At 50.0% G+C, this 22,259-nt stretch carries 25 protein-coding genes; 21 read left to right on the top strand and 4 right to left on the bottom strand.

Annotation, left to right across the window (positions count from 1 at the left end; translation table 11 throughout):
* Positions 1–292 precede the first annotated feature (292 nt).
* The 6 genes from ACLIN2_RS24700 (at position 293) to ACLIN2_RS24675 (ending at position 3,840) form a co-directional block, all read left to right on the top strand.
* Entirely contained in the window at positions 293–1,483 is a 1,191-nt protein-coding gene (locus tag ACLIN2_RS24700) for an NAD(P)/FAD-dependent oxidoreductase (protein WP_310231964.1), read from the top strand.
* 1 nt (position 1,484) lies between these two features.
* Complete coding sequence (locus ACLIN2_RS24695) at positions 1,485–1,736, top strand: hypothetical protein (protein ID WP_092272921.1); 252 nt, start codon at positions 1,485–1,487, stop codon at positions 1,734–1,736.
* 95 nt (positions 1,737–1,831) lie between these two features.
* Positions 1,832–2,308: an NUDIX domain-containing protein gene (locus ACLIN2_RS24690; protein ID WP_411502433.1), complete on the top strand. Its 477-nt coding sequence runs from the start codon at positions 1,832–1,834 to the stop codon at positions 2,306–2,308.
* 182 nt (positions 2,309–2,490) lie between these two features.
* The gene (locus ACLIN2_RS24685; protein WP_170184441.1) at positions 2,491–2,634 is read left to right on the top strand and encodes a YuiA family protein; all 144 of its coding nucleotides are present in this window, start codon (positions 2,491–2,493) and stop codon (positions 2,632–2,634) included.
* 171 nt (positions 2,635–2,805) lie between these two features.
* On the top strand, positions 2,806–3,066 hold the full coding sequence (locus ACLIN2_RS24680) for a YuiB family protein (protein WP_092272915.1): 261 nt from the start codon (positions 2,806–2,808) through the stop codon (positions 3,064–3,066).
* 156 nt (positions 3,067–3,222) lie between these two features.
* On the top strand, positions 3,223–3,840 hold the full coding sequence (locus ACLIN2_RS24675) for a 3D domain-containing protein (RefSeq protein WP_092272912.1): 618 nt from the start codon (positions 3,223–3,225) through the stop codon (positions 3,838–3,840).
* 105 nt (positions 3,841–3,945) lie between these two features.
* Here the strand turns inward: ACLIN2_RS24675 and ACLIN2_RS24670 are convergent, their stop codons facing one another.
* Together ACLIN2_RS24670 and ACLIN2_RS24665 are read right to left on the bottom strand one after the other, a co-directional pair.
* Entirely contained in the window at positions 3,946–4,713 is a 768-nt protein-coding gene (locus tag ACLIN2_RS24670) for a cobalamin-binding protein (protein ID WP_411502432.1), read from the bottom strand.
* Positions 4,714–4,738: 25 nt separating this feature from the next.
* Positions 4,739–5,215 carry a divergent PAP2 family protein gene (locus tag ACLIN2_RS24665; protein ID WP_092273048.1) on the bottom strand — a complete coding sequence of 159 codons (477 nt, stop codon included), beginning with the start codon at positions 5,213–5,215 and terminating at the stop codon, positions 4,739–4,741.
* A gap of 225 nt (positions 5,216–5,440) precedes the next feature.
* Between ACLIN2_RS24665 and ACLIN2_RS24660 the strand changes: the two genes are divergently transcribed.
* From ACLIN2_RS24660 to ACLIN2_RS24640, 5 genes are all read left to right on the top strand, one after another.
* On the top strand, positions 5,441–5,812 hold the full coding sequence (locus ACLIN2_RS24660) for a DUF309 domain-containing protein (RefSeq protein ID WP_400588413.1): 372 nt from the start codon (positions 5,441–5,443) through the stop codon (positions 5,810–5,812).
* Between the two features lie 82 nt (positions 5,813–5,894).
* Positions 5,895–7,394 (top strand): leucyl aminopeptidase, encoded by a 1,500-nt coding sequence (locus ACLIN2_RS24655; protein WP_092272903.1) that lies wholly within the window; start codon positions 5,895–5,897, stop codon positions 7,392–7,394.
* A 21-nt stretch (positions 7,395–7,415) separates the two neighbouring features.
* The gene (locus tag ACLIN2_RS24650) at positions 7,416–7,847 is read left to right on the top strand and encodes a CoA-binding protein (RefSeq protein WP_092272900.1); all 432 of its coding nucleotides are present in this window, start codon (positions 7,416–7,418) and stop codon (positions 7,845–7,847) included.
* A gap of 170 nt (positions 7,848–8,017) precedes the next feature.
* Positions 8,018–8,614: a sulfite oxidase-like oxidoreductase gene (locus tag ACLIN2_RS24645; protein WP_122960931.1), complete on the top strand. Its 597-nt coding sequence runs from the start codon at positions 8,018–8,020 to the stop codon at positions 8,612–8,614.
* Positions 8,615–9,568: 954 nt separating this feature from the next.
* The gene (locus ACLIN2_RS24640; RefSeq protein WP_411502431.1) at positions 9,569–9,865 is read left to right on the top strand and encodes an acyltransferase; all 297 of its coding nucleotides are present in this window, start codon (positions 9,569–9,571) and stop codon (positions 9,863–9,865) included.
* 136 nt (positions 9,866–10,001) lie between these two features.
* Here ACLIN2_RS24640 and ACLIN2_RS24635 read toward each other — a convergent pair whose 3' ends face one another.
* Positions 10,002–10,727 (bottom strand): response regulator transcription factor, encoded by a 726-nt coding sequence (locus tag ACLIN2_RS24635; RefSeq protein WP_411502430.1) that lies wholly within the window; start codon positions 10,725–10,727, stop codon positions 10,002–10,004.
* Positions 10,702–12,522 (bottom strand): cache domain-containing sensor histidine kinase, encoded by a 1,821-nt coding sequence (locus tag ACLIN2_RS24630; RefSeq protein WP_411502429.1) that lies wholly within the window; start codon positions 12,520–12,522, stop codon positions 10,702–10,704. Before ACLIN2_RS24630 ends, ACLIN2_RS24635 begins: the two co-directional genes overlap by 26 nt.
* 116 nt (positions 12,523–12,638) lie before the next feature.
* Between ACLIN2_RS24630 and ACLIN2_RS24625 the strand changes: the two genes are divergently transcribed.
* From ACLIN2_RS24625 to ACLIN2_RS24580, 10 genes are all read left to right on the top strand, one after another.
* Complete coding sequence (locus tag ACLIN2_RS24625) at positions 12,639–13,994, top strand: ABC transporter substrate-binding protein (RefSeq protein ID WP_411502428.1); 1,356 nt, start codon at positions 12,639–12,641, stop codon at positions 13,992–13,994.
* Between the two features lie 63 nt (positions 13,995–14,057).
* Positions 14,058–15,002: a carbohydrate ABC transporter permease gene (locus ACLIN2_RS24620; RefSeq protein WP_122923503.1), complete on the top strand. Its 945-nt coding sequence runs from the start codon at positions 14,058–14,060 to the stop codon at positions 15,000–15,002.
* Positions 15,003–15,005: 3 nt separating this feature from the next.
* Positions 15,006–15,842: a carbohydrate ABC transporter permease gene (locus ACLIN2_RS24615; protein WP_122960937.1), complete on the top strand. Its 837-nt coding sequence runs from the start codon at positions 15,006–15,008 to the stop codon at positions 15,840–15,842.
* 33 nt (positions 15,843–15,875) lie between these two features.
* The gene (locus tag ACLIN2_RS24610; RefSeq protein WP_411502427.1) at positions 15,876–16,232 is read left to right on the top strand and encodes a cupin domain-containing protein; all 357 of its coding nucleotides are present in this window, start codon (positions 15,876–15,878) and stop codon (positions 16,230–16,232) included.
* A 45-nt stretch (positions 16,233–16,277) separates the two neighbouring features.
* On the top strand, positions 16,278–17,360 hold the full coding sequence (locus ACLIN2_RS24605; RefSeq protein WP_092272860.1) for a Gfo/Idh/MocA family oxidoreductase: 1,083 nt from the start codon (positions 16,278–16,280) through the stop codon (positions 17,358–17,360).
* Between the two features lie 31 nt (positions 17,361–17,391).
* A complete protein-coding gene (locus ACLIN2_RS24600; RefSeq protein WP_400588407.1) occupies positions 17,392–18,306 on the top strand; it encodes a sugar phosphate isomerase/epimerase family protein in 915 nt (304 codons plus the stop codon).
* Positions 18,299–19,546: a Tm-1-like ATP-binding domain-containing protein gene (locus tag ACLIN2_RS24595; protein WP_411502426.1), complete on the top strand. Its 1,248-nt coding sequence runs from the start codon at positions 18,299–18,301 to the stop codon at positions 19,544–19,546. Before ACLIN2_RS24600 ends, ACLIN2_RS24595 begins: the two co-directional genes overlap by 8 nt.
* Positions 19,533–20,384 carry a phosphoenolpyruvate hydrolase family protein gene (locus ACLIN2_RS24590; RefSeq protein ID WP_411502425.1) on the top strand — a complete coding sequence of 284 codons (852 nt, stop codon included), beginning with the start codon at positions 19,533–19,535 and terminating at the stop codon, positions 20,382–20,384. Before ACLIN2_RS24595 ends, ACLIN2_RS24590 begins: the two co-directional genes overlap by 14 nt.
* Positions 20,385–20,399: 15 nt before the next feature.
* Positions 20,400–20,564: a XapX domain-containing protein gene (locus ACLIN2_RS24585; RefSeq protein WP_122960942.1), complete on the top strand. Its 165-nt coding sequence runs from the start codon at positions 20,400–20,402 to the stop codon at positions 20,562–20,564.
* Between the two features lie 115 nt (positions 20,565–20,679).
* Positions 20,680–22,206 carry a hypothetical protein gene (locus ACLIN2_RS24580; RefSeq protein ID WP_411502424.1) on the top strand — a complete coding sequence of 509 codons (1,527 nt, stop codon included), beginning with the start codon at positions 20,680–20,682 and terminating at the stop codon, positions 22,204–22,206.
* The last annotated feature ends 53 nt before the right edge of the window (positions 22,207–22,259 follow it).

Below are 22,259 nucleotides of genomic sequence, written 5' to 3'. Positions count from 1 at the left end.
AAAAGGAGGAGCGCGTTAGAGCTAGTCCAAAGATGGAATTGGGAAAGATGGGTAAAAAAACCTTGCCAAACCAAGCATCACTGGATATGATGAGGGTAACTGTAAAGAAATTGACACATTTTTTCTAGCTTTGTGCAATTTTTCACAGGTTGGAATTGAAGGCTACCCAGAGCAACCATTCCGAGCCGACAACACATCCGAGATTGGGGCATCCTATTTCGTAACAAACCACGTGAAATTTGGCACAAACATCCTTTAGTTACCATTATCCTGATGAATGGAAGGGATATTCATGAGTACACCTAAAATCCTCATTCTCGGCGCCGGATACGGAGGCCTGCTCACCACGCTGCAGCTGCAGAAAAAGCTGAACTATAACGAAGCGGAAGTCACCTTGGTCAACAAGCACAACTACCATTACATCACGACCTGGCTCCATGAGCCTGCCGCTGGTACCGCCTCTGCTGATCATGCCCGCGTCGATTTGGATAGGATCATCAACAAAGAGAAAGTGAATTTTGTTAAAGGAACCGTAAAATCGATTCAGTCTGAGGAGCAGACCGTCACACTGGAGAGCGGCGAGATCCTCGATTATGACTACCTCGTCATCGGGCTGGGCAGTGAGCCGGAAACGTTCGGCATCGAGGGCCTGAAGGAGTACGCTTTCAGCATTCGCAGCATCAACGCGGTCCGCAACATTCGGGAGCATATTCAGTACATGTTCTCAAAATTCAAGCAGGAGCCTGACCGCACGGATTACGTCACGTTCGTAGTGGGCGGCGCTGGCTTTACCGGAATCGAGTTTTGCGGAGAGCTGGGGGATCGTCTGCCTGAGCTGTGCGAGGAATTCGACGTTGACCCGAGTAAAGTGAAGGTATATTGCATTGAAGCGGCACCGACCGCTCTGCCTGGCTTTGACCCTGAGCTGGTCAACTACGCGATGGACGTTCTGGGCAAAAAAGGAATCGAATTCAAAATCGCCACGCCGATCAAGCAATGTACGCCAGATGGTGTTCTGCTGGCAACGGGAGAAGAGATCAAAGCGAAAACGGTCGTCTGGGCAGCTGGCGTGAGAGGAAACAGCATCGTCGAACAGGCTGGCTTTGAAGTGATGCGTGGACGCGTAAAAGTAGATGAATACTTGCGTGCGCCTGGCCATGAAAACGTATTTGTCGTAGGTGACTGCGCGCTGATCTTTAACGAGGAAGGACGCCCGTATCCGCCGACAGCCCAAATCGCGGTTCAAGAAGGCGAAACGCTCGGAGAGAACCTCGTCGCAATCATTCGAGGAGAAGTAACACACAAGTTTACCCCGCACCTGCAAGGAACGCTGGCTTCTCTTGGCAAAGGGGAAGGCATCGGTCAGGTCGGATCAAAAAAATTATTCGGCAGCACGGCAGCCATGATGAAAAAGGCAAGCGATTTGCGCTACCTGTACAAAATCGGTGGCGTCGGTCTCGCCCTGAAAAAGGTGAAGCTGTAGCATGCGTCATGCAAGTATTCAGGTCAGAGGCTTGATGACCAAAGAAGAGATGGACCGTTACAATGCCATGATGGAAGTGGGAGCTTACCTGGAGGAACAGGGGCGCCATGATCTCGCTTGGCATGTACAGCACGAGGTAGACATACTGATCCTGCCCGCCATTGAGCGCCTAAAGGAAAAAGGACGAGAGCGGGATCGGGAAAACCTTCGCTATATGATCGACAACGGACTGCTGGACGACGATGACGAGTAAGAGAGAGTGCCCTCCGGTATGCGCCGGGGGGCTTTTCCTTTGCCAGAAATGGTATACTCAAAGCACAGCATCGGACGAGAAGGGAAGCGATACACGTGCGTGAAGGAAAAGTGTGGCTGGGGGCCTGCGGGATCGTCATTCGCGGGGAAGAAGCCCTCGTTGTCAAAAAGGCTTACAGTGGTTTGAAAGGGCAGTGGTCCTTTCCTGCAGGATTTGTACAAGAAGGAGAGACGGTAGACGAGGCAGCCGTTCGCGAAGTCTTGGAGGAGACAGGTGTGGAAGCCGTCGTGCGACAGGTGGCAGGGATTCGCTCTGGTGTCATTAAAGGCTCGATCAGTGATAATATGGTCGTCTTCTGGATGGACTATGTAAGCGGCGAGCCGCGTCCACAGGAGGGGGAAATCGCCGAGACTTGCTTCAAGCCCATCCGTGAACTCTTGACGGATCCGCTGTCATCTACCTACTTAAAAATCATTCTACCTGGCTATGCAAAAAGAGAGAGCGGGATGCCAGGGCAGACATACGATATCGATCCAGTCTTTCAGTACACATCCTATAAAATATTCAAGTAATGGTGCGATTGAAGAAGCTAGACCGTGATGTTTCCGCTTACATCACGGTTTTTTCTGTTTTTTCACACAATAACTGAATTGTGCAGACGGCGTTTTTTCTGTTAAAGTTAGATACATCAAAATTATCAGAAAATACATGCAATTATTTCCAACGCATGTAAGATAGGAAAGGGGAGCTCACCATGAGACATAAACAAGAACAATGCCCGTACTGCAATGGACAAGGGTATTTCCAACTGCTCCTGGGCGGATCGGAAAATTGTCCGAACTGTGAAGGGTCTGGAACCCATCATCAAGAGGAACCTGTTTCTGCAGCGAATAAGTAAACGAGCATACGTACAAAAGCCGGGCGCGAGAGCGTGCCGGCTTTTTTTGCGAGTCCGCCTTGTTGTCAAATATTGACCAGTCCATCTGGTTTAGGCTACACTAAAATACGATAATAGCCATCTTTGCACCCAATTGGTGGATGTGCGGGAGAGGCAGGAGGCGTAAGATCGATGAGTTTGCTTCAGTTTGTAGTATCCATTGTTCTTTTTACCGTGCTGGGCTTTGGCATCGGATTTATTTTAAACATGATTTTGAAAACAACGTGGTTCCCCGTGGTCATTGCATTGGGGGTGCTTGTAGGTGCCCTGGTTTATCAAAAAGTAGTTCCAGGCATCTGGGATGCGGTCATTTTAGGATGTGGCATGGCAGGGACGGTAGCATCGGGATGGACGATTCACACCCTGCGTAAAAAAGGATACCGGATGTTTTAATAACAGTCTGAGGGTGCTCCCATTTGGGCGGGCATCCTTTTTTTGTGTGGGGAAAATCGGACGCAATATACTGAATTTTTCATAAACCATCCAAAATTTGTGTATACTTTCCTTCTCTTCGGGACATGACTAGAACCGAGAGGAGGTTTACCAGAAATGAATGGGAAGCTGTCAATCAGTTTCATCGCTCTGTTCATCATGGTTCTGACGGGATTTGCGAGCGATGGGTATGGCTATAACGCAGTTGGAGATCGCAGCATCCAAACTGCATTTGGAATTAGAGAAACGAAAGATGGGCAGCGGGTCGTCAAAAAACGCACGGTCTCCGCTAGCTCCCTCACTCAAGTCATTGATAAATCGGACGCACTCCTGGATCAGTTTCCGAAAGTACGCGTCGTAGCGACAGGCTATTACGCCGGATTTGAGTCGACAGGCAAGAATCCGTCTCATCCTTCTTACGGCATCACTTATTCAGGCGTGAAAGTACGAAGAGACGATTACTCAACAATTGCTGCTGACCTTCGTATCTTTCCGATTGGGACGGTGCTGTACATTCCGGGCTACGGCTATGGTGTAGTAGCGGACAAAGGTGGAGCAATCCGCGGACACAAGATTGACCTGTATTTTGAAACCAAGCAGGACGTGTTCAAGCAATGGGGCAAAAAATCAGTGGACGTCTATATCGTCAGACGAGGTGATGGCAAGCTGACAGAAGCCTTTCTCAACAGCCTGAACCAAAAAGGAATCGCGGCAATGGCGGAAGTCGTAAATTAACACAAAAAAGTGAATAGCATAAGCAAAACAAAGATGCTGCGTAGGCAGCATGAAAGAAAAAATGAAAAAACGTTCAGGCCAAAATCAGGTCTGAACGTTTTTGTGTTAGGGGTGAATCAGGCTTACGAGCTTATCCAGGCCGTCGAGAATGCGGGGAGAGGGACGGCAGTACAGTCCTTCTTCAAGCAAATGGACCTGGTGCTTGCGGATCGCCGTCATTTCCTGCCATTCGGGACGCTCGGTGATCATCGCGGGTTTGATGCGTTTGAGCTCAATCCCGCACCAGACGACACAGATATGATCTGGATCGCGCTCGGCTACCATCTCGCGTGTCGCTTTGACATTTGCTACCGGATAGTCACGGAAGACATTTATGGCGCCGGCGATTTCACTCACATCCGTAAGCCAGTTTTCCTCACCTGGCGTGTAGATTGGATTGGGCCACCACTCCCAGTAGAGCTTGGGGCGGTGAGAATATTGAGACGCTCGATGTCGGATGGTTTCCACTCTTTCGTCAAAAAGAGTGGCGAGCTGATCCGCCTGCTTATGCATGTCTGTCGCTTCTCCGACCAGTCGGATGTCTGCTGCTATCTCGTTGATACGCGATGGGTTCAGGACGATGTGGGGAATGCCGCGCGACTGCAGGGCATCCACGTTCGCTTCCATGCCGGGTACGCTCAGAGAAGCAACGACCAAATCAGGCTTCAATGCCGCTACCCGATCCATGTCGATGGTCAGGTCCGGCCCCACCTTGGGCAAGTGCTGCCACTCCAGGGGCCAGTCCGAATGATCGTCCAGCCCCACGACCTGTTCACCTAGACCCAGATAATAGAGGATTTCCGTATTGCTCGGACAGATGGAAACAATTCGCATGCAAAGTCCCCCCTTTGGGTATGCCTTAGAAGAACGGATGCACCAAAAGCGCAATCATGATGCCCAGCCAACCGCCGATGAGCACTTCGATCGGTTGATGACCGAGGAGCTCCTTCAGCTTTTTGGCCTTTTCCTGATTCGGACGCACCTTGAGTGATTTCATGCCTTCCAGGAGATGATTAAACTCATCCACGAGCTTGTTCAGCACCACAGCCTGCATCCCGGCATGACGGCGGACACCGGCCGCATCGAACATGACGATCACACCAAGAATGGCGGAGATAGCAAACATGTTGCTGGAAAAGCCTTCACGCAGACCCACTGCCGTGGAGAGAGCGGTTACAGCTGAAGAATGGGAACTAGGCATGCCGCCTGTGCTCAACATCAGCGACCATTGCCATGTTTTGGTAGCGAAATAATTGAGGGGAATTTTGATGAATTGGGCGATTCCTATGGCAAGCAGCGCAGCCCATAAGGGGAAGTTTTCTAAAATATCCGCCACGGAAAATCCATTCCTTTCTACGTACGCTTCTTTCGTATATTGTAACAGAAGGGCGAGGTCTCCATCCGTGAAGTTTTCGTATGGATGTAACGGAATGCCAATCTGTGATACCATTAGTAAAGCAGCTGATGAAAAAAATTTGTCAGGCAGCTCTACATACAGTGTTTTGGAAGCGTTTCACGAGGTTTTCTTTTTGCAACGGTGAAACGGAAGGTGTGAACATCCATGCGGTATCCCGGACAGTATCTGCAGTTCATTGAGAAATTCAATGAAGGTGAGTACTACGAATGCCATGATCTCCTCGAAGAGATCTGGATGGAAAACAAATCCGACAAGTTCCTGCAAGGGCTCTTGCAAATGGCAGTCGGCCTGTATCATCGGGAATACGGCAATATCAAAGGCGCTCGCTGGATGTTTGGCAACGCTCGAAAGTACCTGAACCGTTACGGCCCTGTTCATTGGGGACTGGATGTGGCAGGTGTGATCGGGTACATAGAAGCCTGCGAGAGTGCCCTGCCTGATCTTGACGTGATTCCTCCTGGAGAAGCCAAAGCCATGGTTTTTCCGTCTTTGCGTTTGTGTATCGACACATCGTAATTGGGCCTTCGAATATCAAGGCGTTGAAAACTACAAATGTGCACATAATTGTATCCTATCACAGGGAAAGAGGGAAGAGTATATGGAAGTGACCGTAGAAAAACGGATTGCGCTAGTTCATGTAGAGTGTGACGAACTGATTGTTCCACTGTGGAAAGGGGAAGAGCTGGCGCAGGTGTACCCTGAGCTGGAGCAAGCTTTTTCGGGCAGCTTGAGCGCTTTGCAAAAGGAAAAGGAAATCAGCGGCGATGCAAAAGCTATCGCGGTTATTCATAGCATGGGTAAACTGGCAGCGAAAAAGCTGATTGTCGTGGGCATGGGCGCACCAGAGAAGTTTGATTTTGTAGCGGCTCGCAGTGCATGGGGACGTGCTGCCAAAACCGTTTTGGGAAAAGGAAAAGAAAAAACGGTCGCGATCGATTTGCCTACGACCGACAAGCTCGCCGCAGATCGTTTGGCTCAGGCGGTGACAGAAGCGTTTGGGCTTGCTGAATATCACTATGAGGGCTATCGCCAAAAAGCCAAGCGCGAGGCTGATCCTGTCGCTGCTGTGCGGGTGATGACAGCGGAAGACGCTGAACAGCTGGTAGCCGCTGGCGTTCATTTGGGTCGAGCGCTGGTGTCGGGTACGAATCTGGCCCGCACACTGGTAAACGAGCCTGCCAACTATTTGACGCCGCGAGCATTAAAGGACGCAGCCGTAGAAGTGGCAAACCGTTACGGCATGACAGTCGAAGTCCTGGAGCAGTCCAAGCTGGAGGAACTCGGCATGGGTGGGGTTTTGTCCGTTGCAAAAGGCAGCGAGCTTGAGCCGTACGTTATCGCAGTAAAATACCAGGGAAGAGAGACCTGGGATGATGTCATCGGTCTGATCGGAAAAGGGGTCACCTTTGACACAGGTGGGATCTCCATCAAGCCGGTAGCTGGTATGGAAGACATGAAATCCGACATGGGTGGAGCCGCAGCGATGATCGGTACCCTCGAAGCGCTGGGCCAAATCAAGCCGAAAGTAAACGTGCTGGCTGTCATCGGTACGGTAGAAAACATGCCATCGGGTACGGCTTTCCGTCCAGGGGATGTCATCACGACCATGAGCGGAAAAACCGTGGAAATCATTACGACGGATGCAGAAGGCCGCCTCGTACTGGCGGATTGCATCACCTACGCGAAGCAGCAAGGTGTAACCTGCCTGATCGATGCAGCTACGTTGACAGGCGGTATCGTGGTGGCATTGGGTCACTACTGCTCCGGGGCGATGACAAATGACAAAGCCCTCATGGCAGAGCTGCTGGAAGCGGCAGATGTAGCAGGCGAGCGCTTGTGGCAGCTGCCGACATTTGAAGAGTACCGGGAGCTGAACAAGAGCCGTTTTGCCGACCTGAAAAACTCGGGCGGACGCTATGGACACGGCATCATCGGCGGTGTTTTCCTGCAGGAGTTTGTAGAAGATACGCCATGGGTGCATCTGGATATCGCAGGAACGGCTTACAATGCCAATACCGGCGACATGCAGCCGCATGGAGGTACCGGTGTCATGACTCGGACCATCGTTCAATTTGTATCGAATCGCAGCCAATCCTAATTCCTAAAGGAGTGTTGAAATATGGTACAAAATCCTAGTAACGAAGTTCGCAAACAGCTGCTGGAGGAAGCCAAAACGATTGCCGTCGTCGGGCTTTCCAACAAGCCAGATCGCACCAGCTACATGATCGCAGATGCGATGCAGCACGCAGGCTACAAAATCATCCCGGTCAACCCTGTAATCGCAGGTGAAACGGTGTTGGGTGAGCGGGCCTTGGCGAGCCTGGCAGAAATAGAGGAGCCTGTCGATATCGTCAACGTCTTCCGAAAAAGCGAGGATGTCCTGCCAGTAGCAGAAGATACGAAAAAAATGAAGAGCAAACCAAAAGTATTCTGGATGCAGCAAGGGATCTCCAATGACGAGGCAGCTGCCCTGATGAGCGCGGATGGAATTGCTGTGGTCAACGACATGTGCATCAAAGTCGATCACGCACTGCTGCGTGTAGGGAAATAAGCAAGCGGCAAAAGGAACAAGAGAACCCTCGCAGGATCGCGGGGGTTTTTGTGCAGGCAAGCTGATGGGTCTTTGCCAGCAGGAAGTGTGCAAACCCTCTTGCAGACTTGTGAAGGATATGGTAAGAAGGGAAGCAGAGAACAATACTGACAGTGAGGAGTTGGGCTTATATGTTTTTCAATCAAGCGACGAATACGCAGCGAGACCGCATCCCGCCCAATCAAAAACAAACGACCGGATTCCCTGTACTACACTATGGAGAAGTGCCGGAGTACACGGATCTTTCCACACAGTGGAGCTTTCGTATTTTTGGATTGGTCGAAGAGGAAGTGACGCTTTCCTACGAGCAGATGATGGCTCTTCCAAAAGGCGGCACGACGAACGATATTCACTGCGTTACGGGCTGGAGCAAGCTCGACAACGAGTGGGAAGGGATTCCGGTAGAAGAAGTGCTGAAGCTGGTAAAAGTAAAGCCGGAAGCGAAGTACGTCATGCTGCACGCAGAGGAAGGCTGGACAGCCAATGTGCCGCTCAAGGACTTCATGACCCCTGGAAACCTGTTTGCCAACAAACATAACGGACAAGAGCTGACCCCGGATCACGGCTGGCCGCTGCGCTTTGTCATCCCCCACCTGTACTTCTGGAAGAGTGCTAAATGGGTGCGCGGAATTGAGTTTTTGGAGAAAGATAAGCAGGGCTTCTGGGAGAAGAACGGGTATAACATGTATGGAGATCCCTGGAAAGAGCAGCGTTTCGCTTGGGATTAAGGGCAGGAGAAAGAGGCGGGAAACCGCCTCTTTTTTGTTGGCAGTGCTTTTATGTCACCGAGAGCATGGCGTTCAAATCTTGCGCTACTGTAATGTCCGGGTCGAAGTTTTTCTATCGGAAACGGCAAAATCTCTGACTTTTGGACAGTCCAATTCTATACAGACACAAGATCACTGCAAAGACACTTGGTATCTCAACCATAACGCTTACTGAAATGATGACAAAGGAGAAGCCAATCGGTGACGTTTGAGCTGCAAGTAATCTAGTCTTGCTTTCCATCAATCAAGCTTTATGGCTACCTCTGATTAATCCTCACCTGGATGGATCTTTAATAAACATCATAGGTGTTCTTTAAAACGAACAAAAGGCTGATTAGGAGTGTAGAAGATGCGAAGGAAGCTGCTAACAGTTTGCACGATGCTCTGGGAAGATTTGATTATAAGAGTAGGTACCTGATCAAAAGAATCCAGCATGTGCCTCTAAAAGAGTAGCCTTCGCTTGCAGAGAAAGGGAAGAGGGAGTTTTCTGATGACTTTTCCAAAAGTATTTTGAAGGGAATTTGGCAGGTACAGAAAAGGAGCATTCATTACGAGTGTTCCTATCCAAATGTTATTATTACCTGAATCGAAATAATAGAAGGATACATGGAAAAAGGAACGTTCTGAATATCGAAGGGGCGTATCTGAAAAAGGTAGAAATTAATATTGCAGGGGACGATAACTACATCTCTATCGGGGCAAATTCTAGAGTATCGAATGTGAAAATTGACATGAAAGGCTCAGGGCATTGTTTAGAGATAGGTGAAAGTTGCATCTTAGCGGCTGGAAGCTTCTGGTTCCAAACACGAGATTGTACAATAATTGTCGGGAGTCAAACAACATTTGAAGAAGCAAATGTCTCTGCACTTGAGCCAAAAGCAAAAGTTCAAATAGGGAAGGATTGCATGTTCTCTTATGACGTTCATATCCGAAACGGGGATTCCCATTCTATTCTGGATGTGGAATCAAACAAACGAATTAACTTGGGTCGGGGATATTTATATTGGAGATCACGTCTGGCTAGGAGCGCATGTGAATGTTCTGAAAGGAGTCACGATCGGTGAAAATAGCGTTATAGGAATACGTTCTCTGGTTACAAGTGACATACCGAGTCATTGCGTTGCTGCAGGTTTGCCGGCAAAAATAAAGCGCAGCAACACTTATTGGACAAGGGAATTAATAGAAGAGGAGGAACGACCCGTTTCTTCTTAGACTTACGTAAAACCCGCCATATTTCTGGCGGGTTTCGCATGTTCACTCCTTTACTTTGCCATGCTTGTAGTGACTGGATCAGAAGCGGTGATACACTCCAGAGGAATACATCTAGCGTATGAAAAATGAACTTTTGCTAGCCCTTTCTTGCATATTCCTGCCTATATTCGCGCGGCGACATCCCAAAGCTTTTGGCGAACACCTTTGCAAAGTACTTGGTATCCGCGTACCCGATTCGCTCACATATTTCGTACTGCTTGAGCTCAGGGTTTTTCAACAGCTCGCAAGCCTTTTTCATGCGGAGCTGGGTGAGGTAATTGACAAAGGTTTCTCCGGTCACTGTCTTAAATACATTCCCGAAGTAATGAGGGGTGAGATGAATTTCTTCTGCTGTTTCCCTGAGCGAGAGGGGCTTTCCCAAATGCGTTTTCATGTAGGAAATCGCCCGCTCTACAATCGCTTCGTGATAGGTTTTGGGGCCGTCCGAAGCTGGCTCATTGAAGAGCAAGCTGTCCACGATCGAGAAAAGCTCGTCGGTGTCAATCGGCTTAGTTACGTATCCCTTGGCTTGGTATCGCAAGGCGGTACGCGCGTAGGTAAACTCCTCATACGCACTGATGAGTATGACGTTGATTTCTGGATTGCTTTCATAAAGCCGCTGCAAAAGCTCCAGACCGTCCATATCTGGCATGCGAATATCGGTCAGGACGATATCGAGATGGGTCCGTTCCAGCCACTGCAAAGCTTCTGTACCGCTGCCTGCTGTTCCGACTACCTCGATGTTGCGCTCCTTCCACTCGTCCATAGAGCGTAAACTGTCAGAGACCATCCATTCGTCATCCACGATCAGTAGCTTGGTCATCGCTAGTCCTCCTCGGCAGTTTAATGGTGACACGCATGCCTTGCTCGGGAACGCTGTGCACAGAAAGTCCATACGTGGCTCCAAAATGGAGACGGATACGCGATTGAACATTATAGAGCCCCACTTTTTGCTTGAATTGAGTGAGCTCCTGCGAGTGATGCTCGAGGTTGTGGCGCATTTCTTCCAGCTTGCTTTTTTCAAGTCCCACACCGTTATCCTTTACTTGCAGGTAAACGGCATCGTGTTCGAGCCACCCTTTGATTTCAATGCGTCCACTGACGTCCTGTTTGGGGATAGGGTCCAAGCCGTGCAGAATCGCGTTTTCCACGACTGGCTGGAGCACCCATTTTACGGTGTAGAGGCTCTGAATCTCTTCGTCCATTTCAATCTCGTACTCTATCGGTCTTCGAGAACGAAATTGGTGCAGCTCCAAATAGCATCTGACGTACTCTAATTCCTTCCAGATCGGAATCATCTCATCGAACGTGCTGATGGATAACCGCATCAGCTTCCCTAGAAGAACGATCATTTTGCTGATCTGCGGTTCCTTGTGCTTGCGGGCCAGACTGTTGATAGACTCTAGCGTGTTATAGAGGAAATGAGGTTTAATCTGCGACTGTAGGGCGGTCAGCTCGGCTCGCCGCTTCTGGCTTTGCTCCTCATGGACGAGCTGGATCAGTTCCTTGATTTTCCCCACCATTTGATTAAAGCCTCGCCCTAGCTGGCCGATTTCATCTTTTCGTCGTAACGTAAACAGATGATGAAAGTCGCCTTGACCCACTTTTATCATCAAGCTCTGCAGATGGCGGATTGGGTCGGACATTCGATGGGACAAATAAAACGAGGCTAACAGGCAAAAGACGATACTGGGAAGAAGAATCCAATAGGTGAAATTGCGAATGCGGTAGATGGGCTCGTACAGAGTGGATTCCCGGAAGTAACCGATCAGGGTCCAGTCCGTTTCCTCGTTCAAAAGCGCGACAGTTCGGTAAAGGTTGCCGGATCGATCTGTGATACGCTTGACTTGATCTAAGTTTTGCATGTCTTGGGTAGGAAAAAGATCGGTATCTTGCGGGTACAATACGTCACCACTTTTACTGGTGATCAGCATGCCGGATTCGATTCCGCCATGGGCATTTTTGGAGAAGTAGCTGCTTTCAAACAGGCTGTCTAAAATACTTCTCTTAAAGTCGATGATCAGAACCCCTTTTGCTTTCAGATCCTTGCTGTATAAGCGTTGGACATAGGAAAAGACGGGCTCTTCCTCTTGGCTGGTGCTGTAAGGTCGATCATGCAAGCGGGTAATGGTAGGCTCACTAGAGAGCTGGGAGAGCTTGGGCATCCATTCAAATTGGTAGAAGCTGCTCTGGTCGCGATTGAGGGAATAGCCGTAGGAGTAGACAAACCCGTGGTCGCTGACAAGGGTTATTCCTACGTTTTCAGGCCGGATCAAGTGAATGCTGGAGAAAGCCTGATCGAGCGGGAGAAAGGAGAGCAGGTACGCGTCGTAATCCTTGTTCTTTAAGAAATCAGAGACAGAGGAGCTTAGGAAGGAGATTTCCCCCATCCGCTTTAAGTCGTTGAAATAAAAGGCAAGGGTTCTCGAATTTTGTTCCAACACGGAGGAGGCATCCTGATCCAATTTGGTGACCAGCAGCTCGGAGACATTTTTATAGGTCAGGAGCCCGGATAACGTCAAAGGAACGATAGACAACAGTAGAAAATAAACAAACAGCTTGAAAAAAATCGAGTGTACAAATGGTACGACGGACGACCTTTCTTCCTGCAAATCCACTTTTTGTCCCCCTTTTTCCCACTGTTTGTTCCGTTGTTTAAATATTACAAATCATATAAATTTTAAGTCAAGACGGGCCGTCGAAAATAACACCGAAGAAAAAGGGGGCTGATTCCATGATCAAAGGCAAACTCAAGAAATTTTTGGCCTTCGCGACACTCGCATCCATGGTCATAGCCGGATGTTCTTCTCCAACCGGATCAGGAGACTCCAATGCCGCGAGTGCGCAAAAAGAACCGACAGCAGCTAGCAAAGCAGACGGAAATTCATTAAGTCTTTTTATCCCGAACTATTACAACAATACGGAAAAACTGCAATGGGAAAGCGTAATCAAAAAGTTTGAAGAAATGAACCCCGCCGTCAAAGTTACGCTGACAAACGGGGACGTGAACACAGAGTCAGGAAAGCTAACCACGATGCTGCAATCCGGCGTGACTCCGCCTGATGCGATCTTGATGAATGCTGGCCCAGGACGCGTGCGAATCCTGTCAGAGGTGGGATTGATCAAGCAGCTCGATGATTGGTATACACAGAACAACTGGAAGGAAAAGCTTCAGTCATTTGCCTACCAGATGGCTACGGTAACCGACGGCATTTATGAATTGCCTCACACCGTAGACGCGATACAGGTTTACTACAACAAAGACATTTTCGTAAAGTATGGCATCCAAGTCCCGCAGACGGGAGAGGAATTTGTTGCAGCGATGAACACGCTGAAGGCCAACGGAGTTACACCACTCAATACGGGTGCTCGGACCGCGTTTACCGTAGGGGGCTTGTACTCGAATCTTCTGCAGGCGGCTGCAGGCAGAGATGCCGTAGAAGCTCTGCTGTACGGTGAAAAGAAATGGACCGATCCCGAGTTTGTCAAATCGGGCGAAATGCTGGCTGACTGGGCGAAGCAGGAGTATATCGGAAAAGAGTCCATGTCTCTGAATTCCTCCGATCTCCAGCTAAGCTTTTTGAACAAGAAGATGGCAATGTTTGTCTCGCCCACACACATCATTTCCACCATCGCGGAAAACAAGGCAGAAGGCAACATCGGCTCGTTCAACATGCCTTCCTTTATTGGCGGGCAGAAAACGAATCCGACAGGTGGGCTCGGCTACACATGGGTAGTGCCGTCCAAGGCTGCTCATCCCGAGCTGGCAGAGAAGTGGATGAACTTTGTTCTCTCAGAGGATTATGCAAACGTGGTATTGGGTGACCCTTCCTATAACCTGATCCCGGCTTCCAAAGCGGCATTGACGGTCAAGCCAGCGGGTGAACTGTTAGCCAATGCGATGAAGGAGATTGAAGTAGGGGTAGGCTACAATCCGAGTGTCTTTATCGGCAGCGAAGCCAAGGAAGCCTACTATCAAAATCTGATTGGATTAATCGGCGGATTGGTGAAACCACAGGAAGCGATGGAAGCGATCGCTGAGGGCACCAAAAAAGATCAAGCAGCCGGTTATCAACTAACCAGGAAGTAGGGAAAGGGGCAGGGGATCCTGCTCTCTCCGACTCTACTTCATGGGAATGAAGGAGGGGAAGCGATGAACTCCGTAAATCCGTCACCTGCACAAAGTATGTACGACGTGAAACCCAGAATGCAGCTTCGCCTCTGGAGACGAAAAGCGAAACGCTTGCTGGTTGTTCTCTCTTTTCTGGCACCCGCGCTGCTTTTATACGGGATCTTTATGCTCTATCCGATGATAGACGCGATTCGTCTGAGCTTGTTCGATTGGGACGGGGCCTCGCCGACTATGAATTTCGTTGGCGTTGACAACTATATAAACCTATTAAAAGACGGAATATTCTTACAATCATTATTGCACAACCTGGTTTGGGTCGTCATCAGTCTCATTTTGGTGGTCATCCCCACACTTGTGCTAGCGGTGATGATTAGCAAGGTCAGAGTAGGCAAGCTGTTCTTTCGCGCTGGATTTTATCTGCCGTCTGTCATTTCATTGGCGGTAGTAGGCGTGCTTTGGGCCAAAATCTACGATCCGCTCATGGGGCCGGTCAACGTGTTTTTGCAGCAAATCGGCCTCGAATCCCTCGCACGCAACTGGCTAGGGGAGGAGTGGACTGTGCTGCCTGCTCTGGTAATAGCGGGAACCTGGGCGTTTTATGGATTTTACCTGATCCTGTACCTCGCCGGTCTACAGAACATCGATCATTCGGTGTATGAAGCAGCAGAGATTGACGGAGCCGGTCCGATCCGCAAGTTTTTCAGCATTACGATCCCAAGCCTGCGCAATACCTTGAACGTCGTCATCAGCATGGTGGTCATTTATTCCTTTAAAGGATTTGCTTTGATCTGGGTGATGACCCAAGGCGGGCCGTTTTACAAGAGTGAAGTGGTGTCCACCTACGTCTACAAATCCGCCTTTAGCATGAATAAGGTGAGCTATGCCACAGCTGGCGGTGTTCTGCTGGGAATCATCGTCATTACGCTGACCATACTGTTTAACTACTTGCGGGAAAGGCGGGACTAGCGTATGCGCGGGCAACTGAGTGCGGGACGAAATTCGCAGGTTTTCCTATGGGTGCTTTTGATCGTCCTCCTGGGCATCATCGTCATGCCGATCTTTTGGGTGATCCTCGGGAGCTTCAAGACCGCTTTTGAAATTGCCAACTATCCGTTTTCCTTGCCAGCTTCTTGGAACTTGGACAATTTGATCGGCGCGTGGCAGCTGGGTAATTTCAAAACCTACTTTTTCAACAGTGCGTTCATCACCGTGGTAGGAATGATCATCGTGTTTCTGGTCGCATGTCCGGCTGGATATGTGTTTGCGCAGATGACATTCCCGGGCAACCAAATCTTGTTTTATCTGTTTATCTTGGGACTATCGCTGCCGGTGCAGGCCATCATCATCCCCGTATTCTTCCAGCTGAAAACGATGGGGTTGGTCGATTCGCTGACCGGAATCACCTTGGTCTCGGTGGGGATGGCTCTTCCGTTCTCCGTCTTCTTGATGCGCAACACCTTCAAAGACGTTCCGAAAGAGCTGCGTGAATCCGCGTACGTAGACGGAGCGGGGGAGTGGAGGACGTATCTGAAAATCATGCTGCCATTGGCGAAGCCGGGAATCGTGGCACTGATGGTTTTCACGTTTATGAATATTTGGAATGACTTCATGCTGCCGCTCGTTTTGCTGATCTCCGAGGATAAGTACACCATCCCGTTAGGACTGCTTTCCTTCCAGGGGAACAACGCTTCCAATTACGGGCTCATTTTTGGCGGTACACTGATCAGCATGGTCCCGAGTGTCATTGTCTACCTGATCTTCCAACGACAGTTCGTCGAAGGCATGTCCGCGGGATCAGATAAATAACAACCACAAGATGGATGAAGGAGAGATTTTCATATGGCGACAATCACCGACTTGAACAAAGAACAGTATCTTTTGCCGCAGGAGTGGGGCGGCATTCAATGGCTCTGCGGACACGAGATAGACCCAGAGGCAGAAATGACGTTTGGCATGGTGTATATCAATGCGGGTACATCCAACACAAGGCATGTACATCCGAACTGCGAGGAAGTGATTTTTGTCCTCTCTGGTGAATGCGACCACACGCTAGGGGATGAGGTATTCCATCTGAAGCCGGGCATGATGCTGCGTATTCCGCGGAATGTACCGCATAATGCGACGGTGACCAGCTGGGAGCCGTGCCGGATGATCATCGCCTATTCGGCGGGGGATCGCCAGACCATCGGGGAGTAATCGGGGCACTTTGCAAGCAAAGACGAAAGGTAGGTCTGAAGCGATATGAACCCAATCAAATTTAACTACGAGTATGATTCGAAAATTAAGGTGGGCTTTATCGGGTGCGGGGCTCACGCATTTCGCAACGTATATCCAACCTTTGACTATGCTCCCGTCGATCTGGTAGCAGTCTGCGACTTGAATGCCGAGCGTGCGGAAATCTACCGCAAACGGTTTGGGGCCCAAAAAATGTACACCGATTACAAAGAAATGATCAAGCAGGAGAAGCTGGATGCGGTATTCGTCGTGCTGAATTTCGATAGAGAAGGAAAGCCGCTCTATCCCAAAATCGTTCCTGATCTGCTGGAAGCAGGGCTACCGGTCTGGATGGAAAAGCCGGCTGCTTATACGGCGGAAGAAGTAGAGCGCATGTTGGAGGTAGAGGAGCGGACTGGGCAGTACGTGCTCGTCGCCAACAAACGCTACTTCTACCCAACCTTTGAAAAGGCCAAGCAAATCATTGAGCGGGCAGATTTCGGTCAACCCGTTTCCGTAAATGGCCGCTATCCACTGACGCTCACTCCGTATCAGGAAGAGATCGCGACGCGCACTGGCCTGCATTGGTTCCTGGACATTTGCCACCCGATGTCGGGGATTCACTACCTCATGGGTGAAGTAAAAGAGATGTGCTTTATCGAACACCAGCCGAGTGGAAACGTGCAGGCTTTGTTGCAGTTCAAGTCCGGAGCGATCGGCAATCTGCAGCTCTCGTCTACGCAGGCGCCTACCAGTCCGTTGGAGCGATTTGAAATCATCGGTAACCATCAAAACGTGGTCATCGACAACGGCATGCGCCTGATCTACTACAAGGGCTCAAAAGGCAGCGGCGAATACGGCAAAGCACCTGTATACATCGGGGATGACCCGGTGGATGGACCCGTACACTGGGAGCCGGAATTTTCACTTGGCCAGGTGTACAACAAAAATCTTTTCCTGCAAGGAATGGTGCAAAGCGTCAGCTACTTTGCCAACGCCGTATTGAGCGGGCAGCGGATCGAGCGTTCTACACTGAGAGATTCGCTTCATCTCACCAGGATTTTTGACGCATTTAAACAGCGATCTGGCAAATGGATCAGCATCGACTAAAACAAGGATAAGGAAGAGAGGGGAGACTCGTATGAAATTTAGCGTGTTTACCGATATGTTGGGGACGGAAACGTTTGAGCAAGCTTTGCAGGTGGCAGCAGAGTTAGGCTTTGCATCTATAGATTTACGAGCGAGTCTGGATGGTGACACGATCGATACGATCTCACTGGAAAAAGCGAGGGAGTTGAAGACGCAGATCGACCAATCTGGCCTCCAGGTTAACAGTGTAAGCTCCTGGGCGGTAAACACGTGCTCTTTTTCCGGGCCGCCAAAGTACGACAGCCACGATGAAGGTCATCACGAGCAGATGAACCAAGTGCTGGAGAGACTGTTTGACTTGGCGGACATCTTCGAGGCTCCTCTCGTGCGCGTCTATTCTCTCCATCGTCCAGAAGGGTTTGATGAATGGACAGAAGAGAAAAAAGAAGCCGAATATCGCTACAATGCAGCCATCATGCGCCGCCATGCCGAACATGCGCAGCACCGCAATAAAATCATCGTGGTTGAAAACGAGCCGCCTACGCTGTCTAGTACGGCAACCGAGCTGGGAATCCTCGCTCGCTACGCAGATCACCCGCATTTGAAAATCAACTGGGATATTCTCAATGGCTGGCGAGCTGGCGAGTATCCGACTGTTGAAGCGTACGAGCATATAAAAGGGTACGTCTGGCAGACACATCTAAAAGGGGCGTACCGTCAGCCAAACTCGGTACATGCAAAACATCCTTTTGGGCAATTTGGAAATTTTGCGATTGCGGGACAAGACGATTACGATCACGGACCGGTCATGCAGGCCATCGCCTTGCACGATCCGCAAGCCGTGATGACGATCGACACCCATTATCCGTCGCTGGATGTGCGAGACAAAGTAGGAGAAATCGAGGTTATGCGCCGAAGCAAGCAGTTTTTTGAAGGGACTGTTGCCGGGGTGATGTCGCATGAGTAAAAAAGCGGTATTGGTAGGGGCGCTCGATACAAAAGGGGTAGAGTTTGGCTATGTGAAGGACCTGCTGGAATCACTCGGCGTGAGTACGATCGTGGTGAATACAGGCGTGCTGGATCAACCCTCGTTTTCCCCGGACATCTCCAGTGACGAGGTGGCTCTAGCAGGTGGGATGAGCTTGTCTGACTTACGGGCTCAGCAGGATCGCGGAACTGCCGTCGCTGTCATGGCACGTGGTGTGGCTGCAGTAGTAGAACGCTTGATTGGAGAAGGCGTTGTCGGCGGGGTATTCGGGATGGGAGGAACGGCTGGTACCACGGTCGGAGCGACAGCGATGAAAGCTGTCCCAATCGGCGTTCCCAAATTGCTGGTTTCCACTGTCGCTTCGGGCAACACGCGCCCGTATGTGGGGGAAAAAGACGTGACGATGATGTATTCCGTCGTTGACATCGCAGGACTGAATTCGTTGTCACGCCGGATTTTGCGCAATGCGGCGTACGCGCTGGCTGGCATGATGGCAGAGACAGCCGATGAAACGAATCAAACGGAAGATAAGCCCATGATTGGCGCTACCATGTTTGGAGTTACTACGCCTTGCGTGACAAAGGTGCGGGAGAAGCTGGAACAAAGCGGGTATGACGTGCTGGTTTTTCACGCGACCGGTTCAGGAGGATTGGCGATGGAGGAGCTGGTGAAAGCCGGATTTATCAAAGGCGTAGCCGATGTCACCACAACAGAACTGGCTGACGAGCTGGTGGGAGGCATTTTCAGTGCCGGCCCGAAACGGTTGGAAGCAGCAGGTGTGGCAGGAATCCCCCAGGTCGTATCGGTCGGTGCTCTGGATATGGTCAACTTCGGTCCGCCTGAGACCGTTCCTGCTCAGTTTGCCGAGCGGAAATTTTATCAGCACAATCCAACGACGACGCTCATGCGTACGACCGTAGAGGAAAATCAGGAGCTGGGCCGCCTAATCGCAGAAAAGCTGAACCAAAGCCATTCCCCAACCGTATTCGTTTTCCCAAAAGGCGGCGTCTCCCTGCTGGATCGGGACTCCCAAGCTTTTGATGGCGTGGAGGAACGGCAAGCTTTGTACGACGCACTCAAAGAAAATTTGCGCGAGGACATCTCGTTTGTGGAAATGGAACAGGACATCAACGACCCGGCTGTCGCAGAAGTGATTGCGGCGCACCTTTTGACTATGCTGAAACCATCTTGGGGAGGAAATGAACATGGCTATCGCTAGAAGAGAAATTATCGGCAGGCTACGTCAGCAAGTCGCTGAGAATCGTGCGATTGTCGGCGCTGGAGCGGGTACGGGCCTGTCGGCAAAATGCGCGGAAGAGGGTGGGGCCGACCTCATTATCATCTACAACTCCGGACGTTATCGGATGGCAGGCCGTGGTTCCCTCGCCGGGCTGATGCCATATGGCGACGCCAATCAGATTGTAGTGGAAATGGGGGGAGAGGTTCTCCCAATCGTGAACAACACGCCGGTGCTCGCTGGTGTCTGCGGTACCGACCCATTCCGGCTTATGGATGTCTATCTCAAGCAGCTCAAAGACATGGGATTCTCAGGAGTACAAAACTTCCCGACAGTTGGCCTGTGCGATGGTGTCTTCCGTCAAAACCTGGAGGAGACAGGAATGGGCTACGATTTGGAAGTGGAGATGATTCGCAAGGCACATGAACTGGGGCTGCTCACCACACCCTATGTATTCAACGAGGAGCAGGCGATTAAAATGGCCGAGGCAGGTGCAGATGTGCTGGTTGCCCACGTCGGTTTGACCACCAAAGGGACCATCGGCGCCCATACAGCACTCACTCTCGATGAATCAGTTGACCTGGTGCAGCGCATTCACGACGCAGGCAAATCGGTTAATCCAGACATCCTGGTGATATGCCACGGAGGTCCCATCTCCGAGCCGGAGGATGCTGCGTATGTTTTGAGCAGAACCAAGGGAGTCGTAGGCTTCTTCGGTGCATCCAGCATCGAACGGCTGCCGACGGAAATCGCGATCACTCAGCAAGTGAGCAAATTCAAGCGTCTTGACGCCAAATTAACGGATTCCGCGAGAGTCTAAAGGCAGGGAGAGGGATTGAAAGAGCTATTGCTTGCCACATGCTGCGGGGCGATCGTAGGGATGGTTTTCTCTATCGTTAAATTTCCGATGCCCGCCCCAAGTTCTTTGCCTGGAGTCTTGAGTATCTTTGGGATTTATCTTGGATTTAAGCTTGTCGAGTGGATTCGGGAATTCATGTAAAAGGAGGCGGGAAACCGCTTCTTTTTCTTTTTGACGATTTCACCTGCGCCTTCTGATCATTCTCTGACATTTGGCTGTTACTCTGTTGGAAACGATCAGAGGGAGGACGATTCAAATGGATCTTGACCGACTTGCGAGGATACAGGAAGAAGAGGCATGGAAAGCTGCTTATGACGAAGAAATCGGCAAGCTGGAGATGACATTCCAAGAATTAACCCTGCTGCAATACGAATTGACGACCGAAAAAATCGAGTCGCCCAGACTGAATGAAATTCAGCAAACGCATTATCAGATATTTACGGACCCTCGGTTTACAGAGATGCTGGGTTTTTGGGAGCAAAAAATCAGTGACTTGAAATGGAAGAGAAGGCTTGCTGTACTGAAAAACAAAGCGCTGCAGGAAGAAATCGAAAGTCATCCTGCTATCGCATCGATCAAGAATTCACTCATGTCTACGATCTTACAGAAGACCTTTGCGCTTCATGGGGAAACCTATTCGCTCTCAAATGTGCAAGCGTATCTGATGATGAATCCAGATCGTCAATTACGCGAGGATCTATTCATGGAAACGGTACGGTATGGGAAAGAGACGGCCAGTCAGTTTCGTGAGCTGGTTCTCGCGAGGAATCGTTATGCTCAGGAAAAAGGGTATTCGACTTATTTCCATTTCGTGTTCGAGCACATTTATGGACTGGATTGGGAAATGTACCGGGAACAAGGAATGCAGATGCTGCAACAGACAGACGCCATTTCCAGGGCGTGGGATTCGCGATTCAAAGAGAAGTTTGGCTGGGAGGATGTTCGATACCATGACCTACTCTTTGGAGCCTTGAACTACTACGATCTTCCTGCCGAGGCTTTTCCAAGCGAGAAAATAAACGAGGTCTTAGCACTTACATGCGCCTCTTTTGGAGTAGAGCTTTCTTCCACCCCCATTCAAGTAACCTTATGTGATCTACCCTACGGAGGTATGATGAACGCCATTTCTCCCACGGATATTCGGATTGCAGTTCGGAAGCGGGATGGCTATGGTGCTTATAAAATTGCGCTGCATGAGATGGGGCATGCGCTGTATGAACATTTTTCCTCGCAGCAGCCACCAGAGCTTTTCCGGTTTAAAGATTTGATCGGACATGAAGCGATGGCGGAAATGTTTATGACCATTTCTGCACAGCCCAAGTGGTTACAGGATGTGTTCCACGTAGAGGATTCCGCGATCAAACAGATTCAGGAGTACGATCACCTCTTTTTTCTGATCGTCACCAAATACTATTTCTATCAAAGTCTGTTGGAGCATGCCATCTATGAAAATCCCGAAGCTGATTTCCAGGAGCTTTCTGATAAATGGGCAGAGGAAGTATTCGGAGTAAAGGGAAGAGCCATGAGTCCATCGGTAGACGTACTATATTTGGCTTATCCGGTCTACACGCACAGCTATATTTTTGCGGATGGCATACGGGATATGCTGCGAAAAGCGTATCGCGTGGATGGACTTTACGGAAACCAGCACGTATTTGACGCCATACGCCAATCCTTTATGGAGCCATCTGAAAGCGACCCATGGCAGGAGAAGATTCAAGCGCTTTGCAATGAACCGTTTACGTTTCAATATTTTGCGGAGTATCTAGCGGAAAAAAGATAGGTCATGAAGCAGCAAAAAGCCCGTTTTGGCATGTAGCCGAAGCGGGTTTTTTG

The organism is Brevibacillus centrosporus (genome assembly GCF_046622605.1).
Lineage (GTDB): Bacteria > Bacillota > Bacilli > Brevibacillales > Brevibacillaceae > Brevibacillus > Brevibacillus centrosporus.
Note: the sequence above shows the minus strand (reverse complement) of the source record. Positions and strands in the feature narration are given on the sequence as shown.

Coding starts and splice junctions, on each gene's coding strand:
- ACLIN2_RS24635 (WP_411502430.1), bottom strand. CDS start 10,727: ATGACCAAGCTACTGATCGTGGATGACGAATGGATGGTCTCTGACAGT.
- ACLIN2_RS24700 (WP_310231964.1), top strand. CDS start 293: ATGAGTACACCTAAAATCCTCATTCTCGGCGCCGGATACGGAGGCCTG.
- ACLIN2_RS24680 (WP_092272915.1), top strand. CDS start 2,806: ATGAGTTTGCTTCAGTTTGTAGTATCCATTGTTCTTTTTACCGTGCTG.
- ACLIN2_RS24620 (WP_122923503.1), top strand. CDS start 14,058: ATGAACTCCGTAAATCCGTCACCTGCACAAAGTATGTACGACGTGAAA.
- ACLIN2_RS24600 (WP_400588407.1), top strand. CDS start 17,392: ATGAAATTTAGCGTGTTTACCGATATGTTGGGGACGGAAACGTTTGAG.
- ACLIN2_RS24650 (WP_092272900.1), top strand. CDS start 7,416: ATGGTACAAAATCCTAGTAACGAAGTTCGCAAACAGCTGCTGGAGGAA.
- ACLIN2_RS24695 (WP_092272921.1), top strand. CDS start 1,485: ATGCGTCATGCAAGTATTCAGGTCAGAGGCTTGATGACCAAAGAAGAG.
- ACLIN2_RS24670 (WP_411502432.1), bottom strand. CDS start 4,713: ATGCGAATTGTTTCCATCTGTCCGAGCAATACGGAAATCCTCTATTAT.
- ACLIN2_RS24580 (WP_411502424.1), top strand. CDS start 20,680: ATGGATCTTGACCGACTTGCGAGGATACAGGAAGAAGAGGCATGGAAA.
- ACLIN2_RS24655 (WP_092272903.1), top strand. CDS start 5,895: ATGGAAGTGACCGTAGAAAAACGGATTGCGCTAGTTCATGTAGAGTGT.
- ACLIN2_RS24615 (WP_122960937.1), top strand. CDS start 15,006: ATGCGCGGGCAACTGAGTGCGGGACGAAATTCGCAGGTTTTCCTATGG.
- ACLIN2_RS24640 (WP_411502431.1), top strand. CDS start 9,569: ATGACGTTCATATCCGAAACGGGGATTCCCATTCTATTCTGGATGTGG.
- ACLIN2_RS24660 (WP_400588413.1), top strand. CDS start 5,441: ATGCGGTATCCCGGACAGTATCTGCAGTTCATTGAGAAATTCAATGAA.
- ACLIN2_RS24675 (WP_092272912.1), top strand. CDS start 3,223: ATGAATGGGAAGCTGTCAATCAGTTTCATCGCTCTGTTCATCATGGTT.
- ACLIN2_RS24595 (WP_411502426.1), top strand. CDS start 18,299: ATGAGTAAAAAAGCGGTATTGGTAGGGGCGCTCGATACAAAAGGGGTA.
- ACLIN2_RS24625 (WP_411502428.1), top strand. CDS start 12,639: ATGATCAAAGGCAAACTCAAGAAATTTTTGGCCTTCGCGACACTCGCA.
- ACLIN2_RS24645 (WP_122960931.1), top strand. CDS start 8,018: ATGTTTTTCAATCAAGCGACGAATACGCAGCGAGACCGCATCCCGCCC.
- ACLIN2_RS24605 (WP_092272860.1), top strand. CDS start 16,278: ATGAACCCAATCAAATTTAACTACGAGTATGATTCGAAAATTAAGGTG.
- ACLIN2_RS24610 (WP_411502427.1), top strand. CDS start 15,876: ATGGCGACAATCACCGACTTGAACAAAGAACAGTATCTTTTGCCGCAG.
- ACLIN2_RS24590 (WP_411502425.1), top strand. CDS start 19,533: ATGGCTATCGCTAGAAGAGAAATTATCGGCAGGCTACGTCAGCAAGTC.
- ACLIN2_RS24685 (WP_170184441.1), top strand. CDS start 2,491: ATGAGACATAAACAAGAACAATGCCCGTACTGCAATGGACAAGGGTAT.